This window comes from Methanohalobium evestigatum Z-7303 (assembly GCF_000196655.1).
GTDB lineage: Archaea > Halobacteriota > Methanosarcinia > Methanosarcinales > Methanosarcinaceae > Methanohalobium > Methanohalobium evestigatum.
On the sequence record NC_014253.1, the window covers coordinates 958,325 to 982,797 of the forward strand.

The 24,473-nt window shown below is 36.6% G+C and carries 24 protein-coding genes and 1 tRNA gene; 10 read left to right on the forward strand and 15 right to left on the reverse strand.

Translation table 11 applies throughout. The features are described 5' to 3' along the window. Positions 1 to 48: 48 nt before the first annotated feature. Complete coding sequence (gene cobD / locus METEV_RS04945; RefSeq protein WP_013194457.1) at positions 49 to 1,545, forward strand: threonine-phosphate decarboxylase CobD; 1,497 nt, start codon at positions 49 to 51, stop codon at positions 1,543 to 1,545. Between the two features lie 59 nt (positions 1,546 to 1,604). Here cobD and METEV_RS04950 read toward each other — a convergent pair whose 3' ends face one another. The 5 genes from METEV_RS04950 to METEV_RS04970 form a co-directional block, all read right to left on the reverse strand. Then, a complete protein-coding gene (locus METEV_RS04950) occupies positions 1,605 to 2,768 on the reverse strand; it encodes an MFS transporter (protein ID WP_013194458.1) in 1,164 nt (387 codons plus the stop codon). 113 nt (positions 2,769 to 2,881) lie between these two features. Next, on the reverse strand, positions 2,882 to 4,009 hold the full coding sequence (gene tnpB, locus METEV_RS04955; protein ID WP_049891266.1) for an IS200/IS605 family element RNA-guided endonuclease TnpB: 1,128 nt from the start codon (positions 4,007 to 4,009) through the stop codon (positions 2,882 to 2,884). A gap of 154 nt (positions 4,010 to 4,163) precedes the next feature. Further along, positions 4,164 to 4,235: transfer RNA gene (locus METEV_RS04960), tRNA-Thr, on the reverse strand. Between the two features lie 75 nt (positions 4,236 to 4,310). Beyond that, positions 4,311 to 4,823, reverse strand: coding sequence for a chorismate--pyruvate lyase family protein (locus METEV_RS04965; RefSeq protein WP_013194460.1), 513 nt, complete (start codon positions 4,821 to 4,823; stop codon positions 4,311 to 4,313). A gap of 16 nt (positions 4,824 to 4,839) precedes the next feature. Further along, on the reverse strand, positions 4,840 to 5,154 hold the full coding sequence (locus METEV_RS04970; RefSeq protein WP_013194461.1) for a DUF5611 family protein: 315 nt from the start codon (positions 5,152 to 5,154) through the stop codon (positions 4,840 to 4,842). Positions 5,155 to 5,293: 139 nt separating this feature from the next. Here METEV_RS04970 and METEV_RS04975 point away from each other — a divergent pair, with 139 nt between their 5' ends. The 5 genes from METEV_RS04975 (at position 5,294) to METEV_RS04995 (ending at position 10,157) form a co-directional block, all read left to right on the forward strand. Further along, the gene (locus METEV_RS04975) at positions 5,294 to 5,728 is read left to right on the forward strand and encodes a flavodoxin domain-containing protein (RefSeq protein WP_013194462.1); all 435 of its coding nucleotides are present in this window, start codon (positions 5,294 to 5,296) and stop codon (positions 5,726 to 5,728) included. A 123-nt stretch (positions 5,729 to 5,851) separates the two neighbouring features. Then, complete coding sequence (locus METEV_RS04980) at positions 5,852 to 7,921, forward strand: histidine kinase dimerization/phosphoacceptor domain -containing protein (RefSeq protein WP_013194463.1); 2,070 nt, start codon at positions 5,852 to 5,854, stop codon at positions 7,919 to 7,921. Between the two features lie 2 nt (positions 7,922 to 7,923). Beyond that, positions 7,924 to 8,331 carry a response regulator gene (locus METEV_RS04985; RefSeq protein ID WP_013194464.1) on the forward strand — a complete coding sequence of 136 codons (408 nt, stop codon included), beginning with the start codon at positions 7,924 to 7,926 and terminating at the stop codon, positions 8,329 to 8,331. 73 nt (positions 8,332 to 8,404) lie between these two features. Beyond that, positions 8,405 to 9,748, forward strand: a complete 1,344-nt coding sequence (locus METEV_RS04990; RefSeq protein ID WP_013194465.1) for a PAS domain S-box protein — start codon at positions 8,405 to 8,407, stop codon at positions 9,746 to 9,748. A gap of 19 nt (positions 9,749 to 9,767) precedes the next feature. Next, positions 9,768 to 10,157: a response regulator gene (locus METEV_RS04995; protein WP_013194466.1), complete on the forward strand. Its 390-nt coding sequence runs from the start codon at positions 9,768 to 9,770 to the stop codon at positions 10,155 to 10,157. A gap of 133 nt (positions 10,158 to 10,290) precedes the next feature. Here the strand turns inward: METEV_RS04995 and eno are convergent, their stop codons facing one another. After that, positions 10,291 to 11,565 (reverse strand): phosphopyruvate hydratase, encoded by a 1,275-nt coding sequence (gene eno / locus METEV_RS05000; RefSeq protein WP_013194467.1) that lies wholly within the window; start codon positions 11,563 to 11,565, stop codon positions 10,291 to 10,293. A 172-nt stretch (positions 11,566 to 11,737) separates the two neighbouring features. Here eno and METEV_RS05005 point away from each other — a divergent pair, with 172 nt between their 5' ends. Then, positions 11,738 to 12,244, forward strand: coding sequence for a DJ-1/PfpI/YhbO family deglycase/protease (locus tag METEV_RS05005; protein WP_013194468.1), 507 nt, complete (start codon positions 11,738 to 11,740; stop codon positions 12,242 to 12,244). Here METEV_RS05005 and METEV_RS05010 read toward each other — a convergent pair. From METEV_RS05010 to nadC, 5 genes are all read right to left on the reverse strand, one after another. Then, complete coding sequence (locus METEV_RS05010; protein ID WP_013194469.1) at positions 12,238 to 12,684, reverse strand: PPC domain-containing DNA-binding protein; 447 nt, start codon at positions 12,682 to 12,684, stop codon at positions 12,238 to 12,240. The genes METEV_RS05005 and METEV_RS05010 overlap by 7 nt on opposite strands. 68 nt (positions 12,685 to 12,752) lie before the next feature. Beyond that, positions 12,753 to 14,045, reverse strand: coding sequence for an APC family permease (locus METEV_RS05015; protein ID WP_013194470.1), 1,293 nt, complete (start codon positions 14,043 to 14,045; stop codon positions 12,753 to 12,755). Positions 14,046 to 14,122: 77 nt separating this feature from the next. Further along, a complete protein-coding gene (locus METEV_RS05020; RefSeq protein WP_013194471.1) occupies positions 14,123 to 15,229 on the reverse strand; it encodes an FtsZ/tubulin family protein in 1,107 nt (368 codons plus the stop codon). A 64-nt stretch (positions 15,230 to 15,293) separates the two neighbouring features. Then, entirely contained in the window at positions 15,294 to 16,484 is a 1,191-nt protein-coding gene (locus METEV_RS05025; RefSeq protein WP_198008163.1) for a BatD family protein, read from the reverse strand. A 156-nt stretch (positions 16,485 to 16,640) separates the two neighbouring features. Then, positions 16,641 to 17,474, reverse strand: coding sequence for a carboxylating nicotinate-nucleotide diphosphorylase (gene nadC / locus METEV_RS05030; protein WP_013194473.1), 834 nt, complete (start codon positions 17,472 to 17,474; stop codon positions 16,641 to 16,643). Positions 17,475 to 17,602: 128 nt separating this feature from the next. Here nadC and METEV_RS05035 point away from each other — a divergent pair, with 128 nt between their 5' ends. The 3 genes from METEV_RS05035 to METEV_RS05045 all read left to right on the forward strand — a co-directional run bounded on the left by METEV_RS05035 (position 17,603) and on the right by METEV_RS05045 (position 20,302). Beyond that, the gene (locus METEV_RS05035) at positions 17,603 to 18,418 is read left to right on the forward strand and encodes an aspartate dehydrogenase (protein WP_013194474.1); all 816 of its coding nucleotides are present in this window, start codon (positions 17,603 to 17,605) and stop codon (positions 18,416 to 18,418) included. A 90-nt stretch (positions 18,419 to 18,508) separates the two neighbouring features. Next, the gene (gene nadA / locus METEV_RS05040) at positions 18,509 to 19,429 is read left to right on the forward strand and encodes a quinolinate synthase NadA (RefSeq protein WP_013194475.1); all 921 of its coding nucleotides are present in this window, start codon (positions 18,509 to 18,511) and stop codon (positions 19,427 to 19,429) included. 27 nt (positions 19,430 to 19,456) lie between these two features. Next, complete coding sequence (locus METEV_RS05045; RefSeq protein WP_013194476.1) at positions 19,457 to 20,302, forward strand: geranylgeranylglycerol-phosphate geranylgeranyltransferase; 846 nt, start codon at positions 19,457 to 19,459, stop codon at positions 20,300 to 20,302. Between the two features lie 4 nt (positions 20,303 to 20,306). On the opposite strand, the gene METEV_RS05050 is transcribed toward METEV_RS05045, so the two are convergent. From METEV_RS05050 to METEV_RS05065, 4 genes are all read right to left on the reverse strand, one after another. Continuing rightward, positions 20,307 to 21,527 (reverse strand): methionine adenosyltransferase, encoded by a 1,221-nt coding sequence (locus METEV_RS05050; protein ID WP_013194477.1) that lies wholly within the window; start codon positions 21,525 to 21,527, stop codon positions 20,307 to 20,309. Positions 21,528 to 21,598: 71 nt separating this feature from the next. Then, positions 21,599 to 22,291, reverse strand: coding sequence for an RNA ligase partner protein (locus METEV_RS05055; RefSeq protein WP_013194478.1), 693 nt, complete (start codon positions 22,289 to 22,291; stop codon positions 21,599 to 21,601). Between the two features lie 108 nt (positions 22,292 to 22,399). Continuing rightward, positions 22,400 to 23,065 carry a cobalamin B12-binding domain-containing protein gene (locus tag METEV_RS05060; RefSeq protein ID WP_013194479.1) on the reverse strand — a complete coding sequence of 222 codons (666 nt, stop codon included), beginning with the start codon at positions 23,063 to 23,065 and terminating at the stop codon, positions 22,400 to 22,402. Positions 23,066 to 23,172: 107 nt separating this feature from the next. Further along, positions 23,173 to 24,417: an RNA-guided endonuclease InsQ/TnpB family protein gene (locus METEV_RS05065; protein ID WP_013194480.1), complete on the reverse strand. Its 1,245-nt coding sequence runs from the start codon at positions 24,415 to 24,417 to the stop codon at positions 23,173 to 23,175. Between the last annotated feature and the right edge of the window lie 56 nt (positions 24,418 to 24,473).

Below are 24,473 nucleotides of genomic sequence, written 5' to 3' on the forward strand. Positions count from 1 at the left end.
AGTATATTAGAAAACAGATATTATCAGATAAAAGAGGGTTTGATTAATTTGTCATCTGAAAACACCGGTCTACCTGTAAGGTCAGAAATCCTGCAACTGCAACCATGCGTACATGGAGGATTGGTTCGCGAAACCGCCCAGAAATACAACCTAAATGAATCAGATTTACTTGATTTCAGTGCAAGTCTGAATCCGCTTGGCACACCCTTCCAGTACTACAACTGCAGTCTCGAGGAACTTGTAAGCAACAATACGGAAAAGCTTACCCGTTATCCTGACAACCGTTATCTTGAATTCAGGGATGCTGCAGCAGGGTTTATCGGTAATCTGGATAGGGAAAACATTATACCCGGAAACGGTTCGTGTGAACTTATTAGACTGGTGGCAGAATGCGTGGTCGAAAAGGGCGACCAGGTGATAATACCCCAGCCAACTTTTGATGAGTATGAACTCCAGTGCAGGATTTTCGGTGCCAGACCCGTATATATCAATTATAGTGAGATTCCCCAGATTTCAGACGAACTCCTTAACAGCTCAAAGATTCTTTTTGTCTGCAACCCCAACAATCCTACAGGTGAACTGCTGTCAAGGTCTACACTAAAGGATTTGGCTGACCGGTGTGCAGAAACCAGTACCCTTCTGTTTGTGGATGAGGCGTTTATCGAACTTTCAGACCCTGAGCAAAGCGTTGCTGAACTCGTAAAGGACAACAATTTTGTGTTTGTCATGCGCTCACTAACAAAATCGTTTGCTATACCGGGCATACGTGTAGGGTTCGGTGTTGCATCACAAAAACTGGCAAATGTGCTTGACAATGCCAGATTGTCATGGAACATGGGTTTTGTATCCGATGTTGTAGGTACTGAATTACTGAAGATGAAAGGCGGTGTTTACAGTTCATATTTCAGGGATTCAAGGAAAATGATTGACAGGGAACGCAAGTATCTCATCGACAGAATTTCACGGATTCACGGGTTTACTCTACTGGACAGCAGTGTGAACTATATACTTGTGGATGTGAGTGAATCTGTGATGGATTCTAAAGAACTCACACAGAGACTGGCTGCAAGAGGCATACTTGTAAGAGACTGCAGTTCGTTCTGTTCACTTGGTGACGAGTTTATCAGAGTTGCTGTCAGAAATTCAGAAGATACCAATAAACTGGCCAAAAATATCGGTAGAGCCATGACTGACAGGAGTAGAGACAGCGCCAAAGAAAAACTGGAACACAGAATTAATTCCTCTAAGGGAAGGTCTCTTGTAGGTAGTAATACTGCATGTCCTTATTATCCCTGTCATTATGAAGGACAGGACTGTACCTTTTGCTTTTGTCCGTTTTATCCATGTGAGGATGAGCGGACGGGTGGTAAATGTATCGAACGTTCTTCAGGCGGTAAAGTATGGAGCTGTATGAAATGCTATATTGTTCATGACCCTGAAGTAGCACAGGAAATACTTGATGTATTAAGAGAAAATGGTGAAATGGATAACAAAATAAAAAAAGCATGGAAGAAAGTAATCAAACCCCGTTTATCAGAAAAATGATTCTTATAATTAATTTCCCGAATCAAGTGTAGTTGAACCTGATAAAAGTAACATCACCATTAGGTTTTATTTTGGAATTTCCTGTAAACAAATGAGTTTATTATAACCACTCCAAATGCTATCAGACCCGATACAATAAATACATATTCAAGACCGGATTTTAATAAAATAAAACCCAGTATACCGGATGCCAAAGTCATACCGACAAATTTCATGGTATTAAATATAGAAATAATACCTCCCATGACTCTGGTAGGAGCTACTTGGGTTATCAATGTATTAAGAAACGGTATCAATATACCAAAACCTGCACCAAAGATGAGCAATAATAAAAATACAGATGTCAAATTGTAAGCATAAGACATACCTGTAATAGCGATTCCTACAATCACGAATCCGGCTATTGTTATAGTCTGATTTGAGAATATCAATGACAGTCTTTTGGTCTGTGATGCAACAACAGCCATCGATGCACCCTGAATTCCAAGAGCGATACCTGCACCCTGTGCTGTAAACCCAAAATTATCTTTCAAAAGAAAAGGAACATAGATTATAATTGTAAACAGGAAAAAGAACAATGCAGAAACCAGAAACATGGTGTATGCTACATTGAAATTTTTAAGAGCGGTAACAATTTCATAAATTCCAGTTTTTTGTTTTGGCAACACTACATTTGTTTCGGGCAATACAAACACAGAAACAATAGCCAGAGGTATGGTTAAACCATAAAACAGAAATGGGTAGTTCCAGCCAAATATAGCAAGACTTCCGCCAATAAGTGGAGCAGTAACTTCGCCTATAGATGTGGTCAGACTAACTCTACCCATTGCATGAATGCGTTCAATGTTTTTATACAATTCACCTATCATAGTCATAACCAGTGGCATCATGCCGGCGGTTCCTATACCCTGAATGAATCTGAAAACGAGCAATACAGGCAGGTTTGGTGCAAAAAAACCGGCGAAGCCGGATAAACCGTTAATAATAAGGCAGGTTATCAGAACCTTTTTTCGAGCCAGATTATCGATTCTGGTTCCCAGTAACAGCATGAACAATGCATTGGATAGGGTGTAAACTCCCATGACCCAACCAACAGCTTCAGGGGTAGAATTAAGTGGGTCTACCATGTCCGGCAAAACCGGTCCCATAAGGGCACTTCCAGTCATACCGAAAAAAGCAACCAGACATAAAACAAGCAGAATCACTCTTGTAGTCAGGTTCATAAAAATCAGTCAGTAGAAAGATTTGGTTTTGTGAACTACCACTTGGCTAAAGACCAAGTGGCTTCCTGTTTCATCCTTTTCCCTTATGGGAACAAGTCCACAGGCTCTACCCCTCATCCCGAAGGTGAATTGATGCCTATTAGATTCTGTCTATCCAGTGCGAATTTTTTAATGTTAACTGATGCGTTGATGTCCCTATCATGTATCGTTTTACAGTCAGGACATTCCCATTCTCTGTCTTTAAGTTCTAAATCCTGATAATAATATCCACATACATGACAGATTTTGCTTGATGGGTCGAATCGTCCTATCTTGATAATATTTTTACCGTACCATTCTGCTTTATACTCTAATTTCTGAACGAAACTACTCCATGAAGCATCGGTTATATGCTGTGCCAGATTATGATTTTTCAGCAGTCCTTTTACATTCAAACATTCCAGTGCTACAGCTTGGTTCTCGCTTATCAGTTTATTACTTAATTTATGCTGGAAATCTTCTCTCTGATTAGCAATTTTCTCATGATATTTTGCTATCTGATGTTTCAGTTTCCTGTAATTGTTAGAACCCTTCTTTTTTCTGCTGAGCCTTTTCTGTAATACCTTCAATCTTTCAATTGAATTTTTCAGGTATCTGGGGTTGCCGATTTTTTCACCATCGGATGTTACAGCGAAATCCTTGATTCCTACATCGACTCCTATAGTATTAACTTCGTAGAATGTCTGTTTTTGTGGTAATTGTTTGTCGTCATCGACTAAAATACTGATATAATATTTTCCTGTCGGTGTTCTTGTTATAGTTGCAGTCCTTTGTTTACCATCAAACCTTCTATGAAGCCTTGTTTTTATCCAGCCGATTTTAGGTATGTATACTTTATTATTACCAAAATCGACTTTATAATACTGAGGAACAGAAAACGATTGTACTGGGTTTTTCTTGGATTTAAACTTTGGAAAACCTGATTTTTCTCTGAAAAATTTGGTAAAAGCATTTTCCAGGTTAAGAGTAGCTCCCTGTAATGATTGAGAGTTAATTTCATTCAACCATTCATGATCTTCTTTTAATACCCTTATCTGTTTGTTCAATTCAAATCTTGATATTGCTTTACCATCCTGCTCATAAGATTTGATTTTGTTCTCCAATGCCCAGTTGTATATGAACCTACAAGCTCCTATATGTTTTGCGATTAACTCCTGTTGGATTTGGTTTGGATACATACGATACTTGTAAGCTTTTAACATACCATAATTATTATGATTTAACATTATTTATATGTTAAGTTATATATTGGACGGTATTCAGCCCTGATGCTGAAGACATCAGGGTTTTCTACCTTCCATTATTATAAATTGTCCTGTCTGGGATTTTTCAAGAAAAAGTTGGATGTTTATTGTAAGCCTCGGGCGGGGATCGAACCCGCGACCTCGTCCTTACCAAGGACGCGCTACACCACTAAGCCACCGAGGCTCTTTTATTGTGCTGACGTATTCCTCCTAAATATCAGGTATCTTTTATTAAATTTTTGGTTGAAAACAGCCGTATTTATAAATACCATCTGTCATCAACCGGAAAGAGTTCATTAATCCACATGAGTACATGATTGTGGTGTATAATTTTGTAAGACCTTGAAAGCACCTGGTTGCATTCAAAATACTCATGATTCTCTTCAACTTCAAGATTTTCAAAATCCCTACGGGTTTCTATATCATGGTTTCTAAGAATTTTACCAATCGGTATGTCAGCGCGCATCATGTCCTGTTTTACTTCAGGAGGCATTCTTTTAATGGGTGATAGTGACCTTGCATAAACATAGGGTTTGTTCCCCGCAACCAGAGCGACTGTACGATAGTTTATTTCATCTCCGATATCGATATTAAAAAGGGAAGCGGTATCTTTGTCTGCAGGTATTAAGTACTGATTCTTGGTTATAACAGATACGTCCTCTTTTGTCATTATTTCAAGCAGGAAGGTAATAGATCCATCAGTACCTGCACATACCCGCAGACAGGTCGGAATGTCAAGATTTTTGAGTTTATCAAGGAATCCGGTTATCAAAAATCACACCAGCAGTTTAATCTTGTACTTCTTTTTTAGCCATTTTTACACGTTCTTTGGCAGTGTACCCGGTTGCCTGATACAAGAAATCCCTGAACCTTTTGTTGGTATCAAGTATCAGTTCATCATCAAGTTCTGTTTCATCGGCTGACTCGGTTTCAACAGCCATTTTTTTGCCTTCCAGCCATACTTCTACTTTATCCAGAGCACCGTATGAAGTTATAAATTTGTCATCTTCACACTTTATTTCGGTCGGAAAGCACTCATCAAGTATTGAATAGATACGGTCACTGTCTGGTTTATATCCACGTTTTAATTTATACAACTGCATGTTATCACCAAATACAATCTAATTCTACCAATTAAATTTTATTTTTTATATAATTACTGGACTATAACCACGGGAATTAATATTAAATAATTTAAACTCAAAATATTAGTAAGACTTCAATATTAATAGTGGGGATAAAATGGCAAAACTTGCGGTTGTTTATTTAAGTACACAGGGAAACACCAAAACTATGGCGGAATCAATAGCAAACGGTGCAAAGTCGAGGCATGTAGATGTGGATGTCAGCAGTTTTTATGATACCACAGTTGATGAAGTTGCAGCAGCAGATGCGATTGCAATAGGCTCATCAACCTTTTACTATGGAATGCTTGCACCCATTGAAAAGTTTGTGGATGAACTTGTTCAAAAAGATGTAGATGGAAAAATCGGAGCAGCTTTCGGTTCTTATGGGTGGAGCGGAGAAGCACCGCATATGATTGCAGACAAAATGCGTAAAGCTGGTATGAATGTTGTAGACCCGGTATTAAGAATACAGCACATACCAAATGACAAAGACATTTCTGAATGTGAACGTCTTGGCAAGGATTTGGCAGAAAATATCAAAAAACGTTGATTGTATGAACATATCTTTTTTTATAAGTAACAAATTTACCAGTTGTATAGAAACAATTATATTGTTCCTTTTCTTTAAATAAAGTCATCCGGTCTGAAAGACATGTAATCCGGTGTTAACATAATGAAATGGAGCAATATATCTCTTAAAGTAAAATTACTTGTATACATACTTTTAGGTGTATCAATAATACTCTCCGCTTCTACTGCATTTATCATAAATAGTACAACTTCTCAACAGGAAGATTTAGCCTACCAACAATCAATTGAAAAGGCAACAAGTTATGCAAATGATTTCAATACGGATATGAATGAAGACAAGGCAAAAGGAGAAAACATTGCCACAATGCTTTCTGAGTACGAATCTTCCAATAGAAGTGAAGTACTAAATATGTTAAAACGATTACTTGTACAAAATAAGGATTTGATTGGGACATATGTTGCCTATGAACCGGATGCTTTTGATAACAGAGATGAGGATTATGTTAACACCACATATCATGATTCCACTGGAAGGTTAATCCCATACTGGAACAGAATAGGCGGAGATGTACATTGTGAACCTTTGGTGGATTATGAAACATCAAACTATTATCAATTACCCAAAAAACTGGAAAAAACAGTGGTTACTGAACCCTACCTATATCAAGGAAAACTAATAGTAAGTTATGTATCTCCGATAATGAAAAACGGTACTTTTGTGGGTATAGGCGGAGTGGATGTATCACTGGAAAACATTGATAATATTGTAAGTGATGTTGAAATTTTTGACACCGGATATGCATTTATGTCAAGCAACACTGGAATTTTGTTATCCCATCCTGAAAAAAAACAATGGATTGGTAACAAAACATTGTACGATTTTGATGACCCTAAAATATCCCAGATGGCGGATGAAATCCAATCGGGCAAAGAAGGGCATATAGAAACAATTGACCCAAGTACTGGTAAAAATGTTGTAATGTTCTATCAACCGATTGAAACCGGTGAATATTCTTTTATTCTTGTTGTTCCAAAGGATGAAATGCTTGCAGGTGTTACAGAATTAAGAGATGAACTGATTATAATATCTGTGGTATCCCTCATTTTTATGGGTGGTGTGGCTTATCTAATATCATTATCTATATCCCGAACTATTAATGGTATAGTTGGCGATTTTAAGAGAATAACCAATGATGTTATTGACGGTAAACTGGGTACAAGAGCCAATACAATTATCCAGAAAGATTTTAGAGAAATTCCACAAGGTCTCAACAAAATACTTGATACTTTCCAGAGTCCAATTCAGGAAACCATGCGTGTTGCAAATTCGCTTTCAAAAGGACGATTAAGTACCCGTTTCAGATTAAATGTTAAAGGAGATTTCAAAGAACTTGGAGACACTTTGGATCATTTTTCAGAATCATTGAACAATGTAATCGATGATTCAAATGCTGTACTTACTGCTATCCAGAAAGAAGATTTTACACGCAAAGTACAGGTACACGGTAATGGTGATTTTGCGATACTGACAAATGGAGTTGAAAACGCACGTAAAGCCATGTATGAGTTTACGACCGAGCGTAAACAGGCTGAAGAGATTCGTAAAAAAGAGATACATCATCGGGTAAAGAACAACCTGCAGGTTATCTCAAGTCTATTAAGCCTTGAATCTGGTAATTTTGACGACCCTGATGTAGTTGAAGCATTTAGAGATAGTCAGAACCGTGTTCGTTCGATGGCACTTGCCCATGAGGAACTTTATCAGTCAAAACATGTAGCAGATATAGATTTTTCAGAATATGTGGATAATTTGACCAATTACCTTATCCAGACCTACAGAGGCAAAACTAATAATATAATAATAAACAACAATGTCGACAAAATATCTTTAAATATGGATACAGCAATTCCACTTGGGATTATCATCAATGAACTGATATCCAATTCACTCAAGCATGCATTTTCAGATGATGCTACCGGTGAAATCAACATAAATATGTATGTTGAAGGGGACAATAATCACAAACTAATTGTCAGTGATAACGGCAAAGGTATATCCGATGATATAGATTTCAGAGAATCCGAATCACTGGGATTGCAGCTTGTAAATACACTTGTAGAACAAATAGATGGAACGATAGAACTTGATAAATCACAAGGGACAGAGTTTATAATTACGTTTAAAGAATTGAAATATAAAGTCAAGGTGTAAAAATGAATGAACCGAAAATCCTTGTTGTAGAGGACGAGAACATAGTGGCTCTGGACATCAAAAATCGGTTGAAAAAACTGGGATATTCTGTTCCAAGTATTGCTTCAACTGGGGAGGAAGCTATAAGAAAAGCAGAAATAACTTCTGCTGACCTTGTATTGATGGACATCATGTTAAAAGGGGATGTGGATGGTATAGAGGCAGCAGAAAGAATACGTGAACTCTATGATATACCTGTGATCTATCTTACAGCCTACGCAGATGAAAAAATTCTGGAGCGAGCAAAATTAACCCAGCCGTATGGGTATATTTCAAAACCATTCAAGGAAAAAGACCTGCGAACCAATATAGAAATGGCTCTGCACAAACATAAAATGGAGATGAAATATACTGAAGAAAAAAATAAATAAAGGGAATTTTTATAGAAAATGTATATAATACACATATGTTAACTTATAAAAATAAAAAGTTGTTAGATGTAAAATGCAACAATTTGAAAAAATTGACCTTGAATCCATCATACACAACAGTCCCATTATTGTTTTTCTCTGGAAGGCTGTAGATAACTGGCCGGTCGAATTTGTATCGGACAGCATAACCCAGTTTGGCTACACACCTGATGATTTTACATCAGGCTGTTATTCTTACGGGGATATTATACATCCGGAAGACCTGGAAAAAGTACGCTCACGTATCTCTAGACATGTAGAACAGGGATACAAACAGTTTGTACATGAGTATCGAATCTACACTAAAACAGGTGATATACGCTGGGTTACTGAGAGAACCTTTATAAGAAATAATTCAATGGGTAAGGTTACTCATTATCAGGGAATCATTATTGATATAACCGAACGTAAAGAAACTGAAAAAGCCCTTCAGGAATCCGAAAAAAAGTTCAGAACACTGTTTAATAACACCAATGATGCGATATTTATATGCGATATGGATGGTAATTTCATTGAAGTTAACCAGTCGGCATGTAATTATTTAAACTACAGCAGAGACGAATTGTTGCAGATGAAAATCAATGATATACATCCATCTGATACCACAATTGATTCGGGTGAAATGAACGAACTGGTTAAAAAAGGTTACTCTATTTTTGAAACAACACATGTTAACAGAGATGGTGCGATAATCCCGATTGAGTTAAGTGTACAATACATAGATTATCAGGGACTTCCTGCTTTTATTGTTGTTACCAGAAACCTTACAAAGCGCAAACATGCAGAAGTAACACGTGAAAAGGAAATCCATCATCGGGTCAAGAATAATCTGCAGGTTATCTCAAGTTTGCTCAATCTTGAAGCGAGTAATTTTGAAAGTGATGATGTAGTTGAAGCTTTTAAAAACAGCCAGAACCGTGTAAGGTCAATGGCACTGGCGCATGAAAAATTATACCAGTCAAAAGATTTAAAAACTATAAATTTCGGTGAATACCTAAAGAATCTGGCTATGCACCTTTTCCAGTCATATCTGGTGGATACAGAAAGCATCAGGCTCAATCTTGATGTAGAGGATATTTATCTTTACATGGATAAATCTATACCTCTTGGTATTATTGTTAATGAACTGCTTTCAAATTCTCTTAAACATGCTTTTTCAGAAAATGAATCAGGTGTTGTAAACATAAAATTTAGTCAAGGCTATGATACAAACTATGAATTGCTAATCAACGACAATGGTAAAGGAATCCCTGAAGACATGGATTTTAAAGAACCTGAATCACTTGGACTGGAACTTGTAAACACACTGGTGGAACAGGTTGACGGAATGATTGAGCTTGACAAAAGTTGTGGAACTGAATTTAGGATTAAATTCTAAATAAAATCTGGTGTAAATAATGGAAAACCCAAAAATCATGGTTGTTGAAGATGAAAATTCAGTTGCTCTGGATATTAAGAATCGGCTGAAAAAACTTGGATATACTGTTGCAGGCACAGCCTCTACCGGTGAAAACGCCATTAAAAAAGCAAAGAAAGACCATCCCGACCTTGTACTTGTTGATATTGTTTTAAAAGGAGAAATTGACGGTATAGAAGTTGCCAGATACATACATAACAATCTTGACATACCAGTAGTCTATCTAACAGCCTATGCAGATGATGAGCTAATTGAACGTGCAAAACATACAGAACCCTATGGATATATATTAAAACCCTTCCAGGATAAGGATTTGCGTTCAAATATAGAAATAGCCCTCTACAATAAATACATTACCAATAGTAACTAATACCATATCCAATAATATCCTACCGGTTATGCCAGATTTTTCAATTTCATAATCGGTGAGTTTATACTTTTTTATCCCTTTTTAAGCCTGATACAGGCTGGTTTATAAAAAATAAAAATTGGAGTTGTTTTTATTACAACTGCATGAAACGGGAAACATCTCCAAGATTTTCCTCAATTCTTAACAACTGGTTGTATTTTGAGGTTCGTTCACTTCTTGCAGGTGCACCTGTTTTAATCATATCAGCGCCCAGAGCTACCGATATATCGGATATTATGGAGTCTTCGGTTTCACCTGAGCGGTGGCTTACAATGACATTGTATCCGTTTCTGTTTGCCATGCTGGCAGCATCAAAGGACTCTGATATAGTACCTATCTGATTGACTTTGAGAAGCAGTCCGTTTGCAGCATCCATTTCTATGCCCCGGGAAAGACGATTTACATTGGTGACAAAAAGGTCATCCCCGACAATAATTGTGTTCCATGCTTCTCTTGTAAGTTCAGCAAAATCCTCAAATGCTTCTTCATGGAACGGGTCTTCAATTGAGAGTATGGGATAGGTATCCAGAAGTTCCAGATAGTAATCCATAAGTTCGGAAGAGTCCATTACTTTCCCGTCTATAGAGTAACTGTTGCCGTCAAAAAACTCTGAAGCTGCAGCATCTAAACCGATGGTAATATCAGTTTCTGAATATCCTGCTTCTTCAACGGCATTGACAAGACAGTCTAAAGCATCTGATGTCACATCGATTGGTGGTGCATATCCTCCTTCATCACCTACATTTGTGGCAGCAGGTCCATATTTTGATTCAAGTATTTTTCCAAGGGCATGATATGTTTCTACTCCCATTTGCATGGACTCTGTAAAACTACCAGCTTCCTTTGGCTGAATCATAAACTCCTGTATAGCAAGTTTATTGCCAGCATGCTCTCCACCATTTAATACGTTCATGGTTGGGACTGGTAAGTTGAAAGAGTTTGTACCACCAAGATGTGTATATAGCGGAATATTGAGCGAATCTGCAGCGGCTTTGGCAATCGCCATTGAAACACCAAGAATTGCATTGGCACCGAGATTCATCTTGTTATCAGTACCATCAAGGTCTATAAGCAACCCATCAATCTGTCTCTGATAACGTACATCCATACCTAAAAGTTCATTTTTTATGGTATTATTTACGTTATCTACAGCACTGATGACACCTTTACCTCTATAACGTTCATCTTTATCTCTAAGTTCTAAAGCTTCATTTGTTCCGGTGGATGCACCTGATGGTACACTGGATCTGCCAAACCCGTTACCTGTGAATACATCCACTTCTACAGTGGGATTACCTCTTGAATCTATAATTTCTCTTGCATGTATATTTTCTATTTTATATCTCAGATCCTCTCTGATGTATGACATAAAATCACCTCTATAATATTTATAATCTAAATCTTATGAGTGTTATAACCGTATATAGTGTTACCGTTATCCTGAGAAAAAATTAAGATATGTCAAACCAACATGTTTTGACCGTTAAGTGGCATTAATTTAATTGCTGATTATATCAATTATTAATCTGGGGGTATAATGTTTGAAAGTACTGATACTTACTGCAGAAGGTTTTGAAGATAGAGAACTGCTGTATCCATACACACGGTTAAAAGAAGAAGGGATTGAAGTCAAGATTGCATCCAATAATAAAGGAACAATCAATGGCATTCATGGATATTCCATAGATGTTGATTGTGCTTTTGATGAAATAAACCCCGAAGGGTTTGATGTTTTGTTTTTGCCCGGTGGAAAAGCACCTCAAAAAATCCGGCAAAATGAGAAAGTGCTTGTGATAACAAAATATTTTATTGACAACGATAAACCGGTTGCAGCTATCTGTCATGGTCCACAGATTCTTGTATCAGCGGACGTTTTAAACGGTCGCAGAGCCACATCTTACAGTAGCATAAGAAAGGAGCTTGCATCTGCAGGAGCAGAGGTTGTTGATGAAGAAGTGGTAAAAGATGGTAATCTCCTTACCTCAAGAGGTTTTCAGGATCTTCATGCATTTGGAAGAGAATTGATGAAATTGGTTAAAGGTTATTGATTGTTGTTAAATTGTATAGGAGCAAATCCTTTATTGCTGTTAAACATCCTGGCTGCAGAAATACCGCTAAGTTCCATGATAAAAACTTCAATTACCATAAAGGTTTCATTTTCTCCTCTCAGACACCCTACTTTAACACCTTCTTGGTTTCCTGTGGATGTGTGAAGATGTATCTTGGGTTTTTCGTTTTCAAAAAATATGTTACCTATACCCATAATTTCACTTGGTTTTTCCAGTTTTGACCATACAGGTTCAGGAGGTATTATTTTTTCCAGAGGACCGGTTACAAGATTCGCTTCGCCTACTGCACCCAGAAGAACAAATACCGCTGAACGGATATCTTCATATGTTGCAAGGTTTTCAAGTTCTTCTATAAGGTTTTCTTTATTATCGATTCTTACTGTGAAAACCCTACCGATATTTCCTTTTGTATATTCCATTTTTGTAAACCTCTGTTATTGATATTTATACCAGTCATCCTAATATTTTTTATGTAGTCATTTGATTTTTATCTGATTAATGTTGTTTGATTTCTGGATTTTATACCTATTATTAATACACCTATGCCTACAAAAAGGAATCCATAAATAATTACTGTCAAATTTAGATGTAGAAATAAAATCATTGTAGATACAGTACCCAATAACGGAATAATCGGAAAATTACCAATATTTAGTGGTACTCTAAACGGCCGATATTTAAAGGAATCACAAAAGCGTAATCTAATCAGTGTAATATTTACTGTTATAAAGATAAGAAACACCATAAAATTGGATATATTGGCTACGGTTGCAATATCCCCGATAAACGTAAGTGATATCGAAACCAATGCAATAGTTGAAATGGCAATCCAGGGGGTTCTCCTTGATGGGTGGACCCATGCAATTATATTTGGTATAGCTCCATGTTCAGCCATTCCATAGAGTATTCTTGAACTTCCAAGGAGCATAAAAAGGACAGCGTTGGCTGTAGAAAACAGTGCAATAACTATAATCAATTCAAAAGCATTTTTTCCAAAAGCAACTGATGCAACATCTGCAAGAGGGGCTGAAGATTTTGCCAATTCTTGCCAGTTGTAGACACTTACAGCGGTCAATGCTATAAGTATATATAACGACACAGTGACAACAATCGCAAGTACCAGCGCTTTTGTTGTTGTTTTTTCTGGATTTTTGGTTTCTTGTGACAGCCTGACTATTTCCTCAAACCCAAGAAAAGCAAAAAAAACAAGAGCTGAGGCTTCAAACAGACCACTCAAACTTGTAACATCCAGATAATTGATAGATCCCATATATGGTAGACCTATAACAATAACAACCAGAAGTCCCATGACACCTGTAGCCGTCATTATAATGGCAAATCTTACAGACAGTTTTACACCTGTAAACAGTATTAATGTAAACACCAAAATCAATATAATGGCTACCGGTAAAACCGCTGTGCCAAAAAGAGTACCAAAATAACCACCAAAACCAAGTGCTACGGTTGAAATTGCAATAGTTTCACCCACTAATACAAACCATCCAACAAGGAATGCCATTTTGTCTCCAAAAGCCTGTTTAACATATACGTATTCTGCACCGGCTTTTGGGAACATGGATGATAATTCCATATAACTGAGACCGGTAAATGAAATTGCTATGCCGGCAAACAGAAAAGACATCCATAAAGCGTTACCTGCTAATCCAGCAGCTTTTCCAATTAGTACATATATACCAGCACCAAGAATATTCCCCACTCCACTAACGGTAAGCTCTAACAACCCGAGTTCTTTTTTGAGTGCTGGTTTATTATTAGCCACAAAATCCCCACTTGGTATTATTGTATGGGGATTAAAGTAATTAGGTTTTTTATAAATAAGGAAACGGGCAATGGAATTTAATAATGGGGTTCAAGCCCATCAATTTTAGAAAAAGCCTTGTCCACTTCTTTTTCATTCTCAATCCGGTTTTTCTTTTCACGTTCCTGGCCGATTGCATCAATAGCAACATTGTATAGATTTTCAATTTCACTTGCAGATTCCATTGTAGATACTACAAGAACCTGTGGATATTCACCTTTTCTCACAATAATACCTTTAAATACATGCCCTACATTTGCAGACAATTTTTCTATTTCATTGGATATATCATCAATGCTCAAATATTCATTATCACCTTTTATAATGACCATTGCTCTGCTTGCTTCTTCATAAATATTGGTGGAAAACAGCAGACCAGAAGGTGCAAGAGCGTTTTGAATAGCAGTTTTTACAGGCAGGTCTTTATCGGCTCTATAATATCCAATAGTAGCAAGTCCGGCACCACCTGCCATGACGGTCTGGAAATCTCCAAGGTCGGTGACCATCATCATTTCACTGTCCATGGAATCCAAAAGGAACATCATACGTTCTGCAATCATACCATTAATACCATCATATGCAGACTGGACATTTCCTCCAAGGTCTTTGAGGAACTGGTTGTCTGCAAGTATAATACCATCAGTACCGCTTTCACGTATTTCCTTCAGGCTGAACGCTGTATTCTGTAAATACAGTGTACCTTCTTCTCTAAACGGAAGTACAACAAGTGAGTATACAGGAAAATCATACCGCTCTTTTAACTCTTTTACAAGCAGAGGTGTAAATGATGACCCAGTTCCGCCTGAGGATGATGTGATTACAAAAGCAACATCAAAGGGACCTCTGTCCTCTACTTTGCGGGTTATATGTTCTTTGTTCTCTTCAAAAACCTGTTTACCTACATTACGGTTTGCACCTACTCCATGCAGGTGTGGTATATGGATACGGTCTTTTGCTTTGGTAAATTCTAATTCTTTGAGATCGTTTATAGCAGTATTTATCGCAATGGTTTCAACATTGCTTTTGTATTTTTGTTTTGAATAGAATTTGGCAAATTTGCTTTTTTTTCCGAACGCTTCTTTGTTTATGGCGTCCAGAACACGGTTACCACATTGCCCGTTTCCTATAATTAATACATTTAGCAAATTATTCCTCCAGTTGTTTTAATATTTTTAATCTGTTTTTAAATACTTATTTTTTCCTACAAATTTAAAATTTATATTCTCTGTGTTTATAATACACCCATCCACCAACACCTATAATGACTAAAATGGGTAGGACGTATACATAAATCGGCTGATTTAGCAAAAAATCAAATTTTCCTTCTTTAACACGGATGTCTTTTGTTGTTGATTCACTGGTTATCTTCTCATCATCTGCACCATTGTTATAGGATAACTGAGTGGCAAGATTATATGTTCCAATCTCATTTGCTTTAACCTTAAATGAGATTTCTTTTTCCTGCTCTTGTCCAAGGTTCTCCATATAAACTGTCGGAGCACCATCGATGATTTCTATTTCATCGTCTCCTCCCAAATATTCCATTCCATCGGGAATATCTATATCAATCTGTACCGCTTCTGCAGAAGCTTTACCAGTGTTTTTAATATTGATTGTGGATGTTACAGTTTCTCCTCTGGGAAGTGTGAAACTGTCAGCTTCTGTATTAATATTTAATTCAGCTTTATTTTTTTCAGCTTGTTCTACAGTTATAGTAGGTGTGTTTGATGATGCCTTTGGAAAATCCTGGTCTGCTTCATTCGAAAAAGTCGCAGTTGTAGGTTTTAAATCAAATTCACCAGATTTAGCTGGGCTTAATTCATAGATATATACTGTTTCAGTTTCACCTTCATCTATTGACATTGGGCCAGATTTTTCTATAATTGTTTCTTCCAGAACAAAGTTTTCCTGCATCGAATTTGAAAATTCTACATCTATAGCTTTGTCATCTCCTGTGTTCTGAGCTTCTACTCTGATCCGGATATTATCCCCAACTTTTACAGTATCATTATCAACTGTTTTAGTTATGTTAATTATCGGCGTGCCTGCAAAGTCTGCTTCATCATGTCCTCCATTGATAACTTTTTTAGTATGCAGGTCTTTATCGTAATCTGATAATGATATTGATATATTAGCCCTGTTGAGATTCCCACCGAAAACAGAATTCAATGTAACTTCTACTTCGCCCTCATCCTCAAAATCGAAAGAAAACGAATCGTTAATATCTAACATAGGATCGTCTATCTCTTCATCTTCATCATATACTCTAAATGTGGCTGAATCTGCCTCTAGAAAAACATCCGTGACTTCAATCACATAATTGTTGATTTGATATCCATCGCCTCTTTTAATTTCTTCATTGTCCGCAAAATCTGCGGATGCGCCCTCAACTGTTGCCAATAATAATAGTACTATACCCAAAATACGTAGAAGATTTTTTCCCGTTTTCATCATCTTAAAAACCTACAAAAATTTTATATTTGTGGATTTGTTTTTAGTGTAATTGATATGAAATGTAAATTTAAGTATGTATCTCATGATTATGATAATATCATTTCAAGTAATTGTTGATATTTCCATACTTATATCTATCCATCGAGACATATGAATTAATGAACTCATTGATATAATATCTGCACCTGTTTTTGCATAATCCTCAAGGTTTTCGGGATTTATACCGCCTGAAATTTCGATTATAACATTATTTTTTAGGTTCTTATTTTTAAGAATTTCAATTGTACGGATTATCTCAGCAGGTTTCATATTATCAAGCATGATAATATCAACACCTTTTTGAGCAGCTTTAATTGCATCATTTACTGATTCAACTTCAACTTCTATTTTTTGTGTGAAACTTGCAAGTTCGACAGCAATGTCAACTGCATTCTCAAAACCCATGATTTTTATGTGGTTGTCTTTTATCATAACAGTATCTGAGAGGTTGTATCGGTGTGGGTCACCGCCACCTGCTATAACAGCCATTTTTTCAAATTTTCTTATACCCGGGGTGGTTTTACGCGTACATGCTATATCTGTCTTGTCTGAATAGCACCTGACAGTGTCGACACATTTACGGGTCTGGGTAGCGATACCACTCATATGGCCCAGGAAATTAAGAACAAGACGTTCTGCGCGGAGTAAAGATACAGCACCACCAAAAATTGTAAAAATCACATCATCTGGATGAGCCTTATCACCATCTATAAAACTGGTTGCTGCATCAATTCCAAAATAATCAAAAAAAGATTTGGCTACATCAATACCAGCAAGAGTACATTCCTGATTTGTAAATACTGTTGCCTCATGAGGTTTATCCGGTACCATTTTGCAGGAAATATCGTTGTAACCGATATCTTCATCAATAAATTGTTCTATTTCCTTGATTAACATTATTCCACCCTGTTACTCTATATCTTAAGGGATTTATATGGTTGCAGTATATTATGGTTTTTCAATAATATAATTTAAGTATTAGTCTATAATAACAATAATTTAACAACAATTAAAGGAGTCCAGAAATGCTAAAGTTAGGTATAGTAGGGTGTGGAGCGATTGGTACTGAAATATGTAAGGCAGTTGATGAAGGCTCCATCGAGAGTGAACTTGTAGCTGTATATGATAGAAATAAAGAACACCTTTCCAGTTTACAGTCATCTCTTTTAAATACAGAGCCAGTGGTATATGAATTACAGGAAATGGTAAAACATGTAGACCTTGTTGTAGAGAGTGCATCACAAAATGCAGCTTATGAGATAGTAACAACTGCTCTTGAATCCAGTTGTGACGTAATGGTCATGAGTGTAGGGGCATTTGTTGATAAAAACTTTCGGGAAAAAGTAACAGACATTGCAAAACAGAAAGGATGTAAAATATATTTGCCATCTGGTGCACTTGTGGGTCTTGATGGAGTTAAGACAGCTTCATGCAATAATATATATTCGGTGTCACTTACATCCAGAAAACCACCCGAAAGCCTTGAAGGAGCTCCTTATATAGTTGAAAACAATATCGACCTTGAGAACCTTAAAAACGAAACGGTTGTTTTTGAAGGGTCTGCAGCAGAAGCTGTAAAAATGTTTCCTGCAAATGTTAATGTGGCAGCAACATTAAGTCTTTCAGGAATAGGATTTGATGAAACAAGTGTAAAAATTATAGCAGATCCCGGTGCTGAGAAAAATATACACAATGTAACAGTAAAAGGTAATTTTGGTGAATTTACTACAAGAGTAGAAAATCTTCCATCACCTACAAATCCAAAAACAAGTTATCTGGCAAGTTTATCTGCTATCGCCACTCTGAAAAATATAGTAAATCCCCTTCAGGTGGGGACATGATAATGGATAAGTTTTTATGTGGGCATGATTATTGTAATTTTAAATAATAGGCTTTTAATAATCAACTAAATCAGTTCATCAAGTGGTTTCATGCAGGATAAACAATCCATTACTGATAATATAAATAAACTGAAAAATGAAAAAAATGCAGTAATACTTGCCCATAACTATCAAAGAGATGAAATACAGGATATTGCAGATTTTGTTGGAGATTCACTGGGACTCAGTCGGGAAGCAGTGAAGCAAGATGCCGATATAATTGTTTTTTGTGGTGTCGATTTCATGGCTGAAAGTGCTGCAATACTCAGCCCTGAAAAGACGGTTATAATGCCAGAAATTGATGCTGGTTGTCCGATGGCTGCAATGGTGACCCCGAAATCACTTCGTGAAAAAAGGGAAGAATATCCGGATGCTGCAGTAGTTTGTTATGTAAATACATCAGCTGCGGTTAAAGCAGAATGTGATATCTGTTGCACATCCGCTAACGCTGTTAATGTTATAAACTCTTTGGATGAAGATACGATAATATTTGTACCTGATAAAAACCTTGCAAATTTTGTTGCTTCTCAAACTGACAAGACTATAATACCATGGGAGGGTTACTGTCCTACACACCACCAGATTCTTGCAGGTGATGTGCTCCTGATGAAAGAGCAACATCCAAACGCAGAGTTTCTGGCTCATCCTGAATGCCGCAAAGATGTACTGGAGATTGCTGATAAAATTTTGAGCACCACTGGAATGGTAAATTATGTGCAGCAGTCAGATTCTAAAGAATTTATTATCGGAACTGAAAACGGAATCTTACACAGATTGGATAAAGAGAATCCAGATAAAACATTCTATCACGCGTCCCAGTACGCCATTTGTCCGAATATGAAAATGATTACCCTTGACAGTGTTCAGAAATCACTTGAAAAAATGGAATATAAAATAGAAGTTCCTGAGGATATAAGGAAAAAAGCTAAACGTGCGCTTGATAAGATGCTGGAGGTAAAGCGCAGTAAATAATATTATATTAACTGACAAGTGTATTTTATGCGTGCCTATATCCAGTTAATTCGGTATGGTAATTGTGTAATGGCAGCGGTTGCTGCTGTCATCGGGGTGTTTATAGCTTTCAACATACTTAACCCCGCATTATTGGGTTATTCTTTTGTTTACAGAACTCTGAGTGTATTTTTTGTAGTGTTTTTTGTGACTGGTGCGGGTAACGCCATTAATGATTATTTTGATTACGAAATTGATGCGGTGAATAAACCATCAAGACCCATTCCCTCTGGAAAAATCGGTTTGTCTAAGGCTTTTTATTTTTCAATAACACTTTTTATAATCGGTGTGGTAATTGCTTTTACCCTAAACTGGATAACAGGAATTATAGCTCTATTTAACTCACTGGTGCTTATTTACTACGCAAAAACCTTAAAACGAAAAGCATTTTCCGGAAACTTAAGCATAGGATATCTGACAGGTTCTACTTTTCTTTTTGGTGGAGCTGTATATGGAATATCTGGTCTTTATGCATTGATGATTCTATTTATTCTTGCCACACTTGCAACTACATCCAGAGAGATTGTAAAAGACATTGAAGATATAAAGGGAGATGAAAAAGAAAAAGCAAACACACTCCCGATTCATATAGGTGTAAAAAAATCTGCCTACATTGCTTCGTTTATTGGCTTTATAGCAATAGTCTCCAGCCCACTTCCTTATATCCTGTCTTTGTTGGGTATTAATTATCTATATATAGTAGCACTGGCGGATATATTCTTTATAGTAGCTATTACTGAGATTGTTTTCTATAAAAACGCCTCAATGTCTTCCAAACTTTTTAAAATAGCAATGATGTTTGCTCTTATTTCGTTTATTGCAGGTTCACTATAATTATTTAGTACAGGGGAATCTTTCCTTTTGCAAGTTCCATACAAAATTGCTGGATATTTTCAAGTTCTGAATTGATAACCTCATGAACTTCCGTTTTGACTGAATCAAGGGTGCCTGCTTCCATTGAAATTTGTGTAGTTGCCATACGAGGTGCATCAATAGGTTTTCCTATATCACTCAATAACCATACATAGGCTTCAGAAACATCAGGTATTTCATTATAAATTCTATAAGCAATTCTATGGCTTAAAGCGTTGTAGATTTTTCCTACATGACTTACAGGATTTTTACCGGCTGCAGCCTCCGCACTGGAAGGTCTGTTTAATGGGATAATTCCGTTAACACGGTTTCCACGCCCTACTTGACCGCAATCAGCATCTTCTGCTGATGTACCTGTTACAGTAGTATAGATACCGTTCAAACCTTTTCCGGGTTCATCAAGGGTGTTAAATGAAATTGAAGTAGAAGGCAGATTATTTTCAGTTTCAGCGTACTTTGACACGAATTCATCAATTTCATTTATGATTTCATTTTTTCTTTTGAAATATTCATCTTCTGATTTTATATAACTGTCAATCAATGGCATTGCCACTGTGAGGTGAATATCGTTGTTGTTTCTTACACCCATGACCTTAACATCTTCACCCGATTCAGGATATTCTTTTTTAAATGTAGAAGAGTTTAGATGTTTTTCTGTTTCATGAACTATCCACTCTGTAAACGTAGACGGAGCAAAACCAACCGCAGCAGATGTATCATTTGCACCAAGAACTTCATTTTTTTTCTTTCGTCTGAATATATCAGTAAGTTCTGAAGAACCACTTTTAAGCTCAATTTGATATTGTATCTGGGATGGGTCTACAAACCGTAAATTCTCAGAAAACCACTCCTTTGCAGTACTGGTTACAATATTTTCAATATCAAATTCTATGCCATCGGCTTCAAAGGTTGCACGGTCACCAAAAACAAGAAGCATCGGGTCTACAATTTCTCCTCCTCCAAGTTCCCCTTCAACTTTCCCTGATACAAGCATTCCCTTGTCAGTATTATGATGTAGTATGTAACCCAGTTTTTTTAAATATTCACTACAAAGGTTTACAGATACTCTATCCATCAACGAATCACAGATATAATCAGGATGTCCCAAACCTTTTCTTTCAACAATTTCAAGTTTCTGCTCTTGAAGTGGTTGGGTATTTAAATTCTCAATAACAATATTGCTCAATTATTATTCCCCCTCATGTATAAAACGAAGAATTAAACCCATCAATAACATTAGTAGTTTCCTAAATAAATTTAACCTTCTGTGTCTTCAATAAATGAGGAGGAATGTTTGAGATATTCCTGAAGCATTCTCGGGAATGTGGATGCTGGGACGTACCTTACAGCCAGTTGTTCTGCCCATTTTTGTATCCCGTAATCGCTTGCTACAACAGCAGCATCAAGTTCTTTTGCAAGCAGTAATACATCAATATCTGGTGCGCTGTCAAGAATCCCATAGCGAAGAGCTGATCGGTATTTGTTTCTGAATTTTCCTATTATACCACCTATTACCTCTCTTTCAATTTCTTCACCGAAATTATCTCTGTCCTCTTCCTTTAAGGACATACACTGAGAAGCAGTATTTAGAATAGCGTCTTCTGCAACATTCATACCCTTGTTTATTCTGTCGCGCATGTAAGTGACATATTCATGGAATATGCGTGATGGTATTGTTACATTATATCTGTCAGGTGTTTTTTTGACAAGCCATGTATCAATTTTAGCAATAACTTCGTCTTCACAGTTGTTGTTCTTGGCGAATTCTTGCAATTCATTGTATACTGACGGAAACGGAATGTAACAACTTATATCAAGTTGAAGTCTGGCATTTGCTATAAGCTCAAGGATGCTCTGCATTCCGTCACATAGTTCGTCAATTTCCATCTGTGATCTGACCTGCAGATCGGTAAGTGCGGTGGTATCCAGAACAAATCTCTGTCGCAGCATTTTTTAAACTCATAATTTGATTTAGATTATTATTTGATGGATTTTATTTTATACTATATCAGTTTTGTTTTTTTGAGATTGTCCTTTTTGGCGATAAGTTATTAATTTTTAAACTGAAGCTTTTCTTCTTCTGTCCTCTTTAATTATTTCTTTTACGATTTCTATTGCATCACGGGCATCATCAGCATAGGCATCTGCACCAATTTCACCACAGAAATCCCTTGAGACAGGTCCCCCTCCTATCATAATTTTAACATCGGGTATTTCTCTTCTTGCCATTTTTACTACATCTTTCATTCCCATCATGCTGGTGGTCATCATGGCAGATAATCCGATGACATCAGCATTTACATCTTTGGCGATTTCTATAAAATCTTCATAGGGAACATCCTTCCCAAGATCATATACAGTTATTCCAGCAGACTTAAGAAGTGAACTTACAAGATTTATGCCAATGTCGTGGATATCACCAAGAATTACACCCACTACAGCCACACCGGATTCTTTTGTCCGTTCTACATCAACATGCGGCTGAAGTACTGTTATAGCTTCATTCATGGCTTCAGAGGATAACATGATATGAGGAATAAACATCTCACCGTTGTCATATTTTTCACTGACAACATGCATACCGCGTGTACAACCATCTGTTATTGCTTCATATGGATCTATATTCTCTTCCAGTACTTTCTGAGCAAATTTTATAGCTTTGTCTTTATCACCATTGACAACAGCATTGGCTAATCCGTTCAATATATCATTTTTATCGGTCAATTTTAACAAACCCCCCAAAATGACCTATATATTTATATTTAGCTATACAATATATATACTTATAGGTGGAATAAGTGAACTACCACTTGGCTAAAGACCAAGTGGCTTCAAAAGGAGTTTACTCCAAAGAGCCTTATCCTTCTTGGATGGTTCACACATCCACTATCGGTTATCCCTGTAAGAGAATCACCGACTACTTTTCTTAATATGTTCAATGCTCCATTAACATCGGCATTGAGCAATTTACCAGTAGAAGACTGGAACAATCCCCTCTTGACTCTTTTACCCATGTATTTTTGGTGTTTTTCAATGGGTTCTAATGCAAGAGCATCGGTTTTACTGGTATATGCCTCATCAACTTCTATACAATTGATACCGTAGTACTCACATTTAGACCGAAGTTTCTGTTTGAATTTACCAAAGGGTATAGTTTGAAAAGTCTGGTTATTCTTTTTACCCATATTGAAGTTCTGCTTTATGTCTTTCAGTTCTCCGATTATGATGTTGCCGATGTTATTATCTATACAGTGTTTGACGATATAGTTAACACTCTGATTCATGAAATCGTTGAGTTTGTTCTTCCTTTTCTCGAACAACCAGTTCAGTTTCTGACCTGATTTAATACCCTGTTTATCATATACAGACTGCAACCCACTTTTGACTTTGTTCCACCAACGGTTATAAGATTTCAAACCCCTGCCTTCTATGATGAAAGCAGTCCCATTGGTATCTACACAGGTTGCAAAATTGTTCACTCCCAAATCAATAGATAGATGTTTATTGTAGTCTAAATCGACTTTTTCACCGATATCCCTGTAAACATACTCTATCTCAAACCATTGTCCGTTATACTTCGGGATTATCCTTACTTCTTTTATGTGTTTACCGATTATGTTTTCAGGTAACTTGAAGTACAGGTATCTCACACCATAGTTTTTGTAGAAATCTCTACCCATAGACAATCTGATGAATCCATCGTTGATTTTGAACATATCTTTTGGGAATATACATACAAATTTAGAGTCTTTAGGTAAGTATTCAGGCATCTTTACAGGTCGGTTGTAGTTACCTCTTTTTCTCTCGCCCAGAACCCTGAAAAACGATTTCATGTTTCTGTCTACCACTTTCATGGTCTGCTGTGCGACCTGTGAAGGCAGCATTTTGTAATTCTCATTATCTTTTACCAAGTGGTAAGCGGATTCGTGATTAATGTACTTTCCATTTTCAAAATAGTATTGTCTTGTAGTGTACAGAGTAAAATTGTACAGGTTTTTAGACAATTTAGTAATCCTTTTCAGGACTTCATACTTCTGTTTATCCGCTTTAACATGGTTTTTCTGGGTGAGATACATTATATTATATATTTTGTAAATATTTTATTTAAACGTTACGTTATGTATTAGACGGT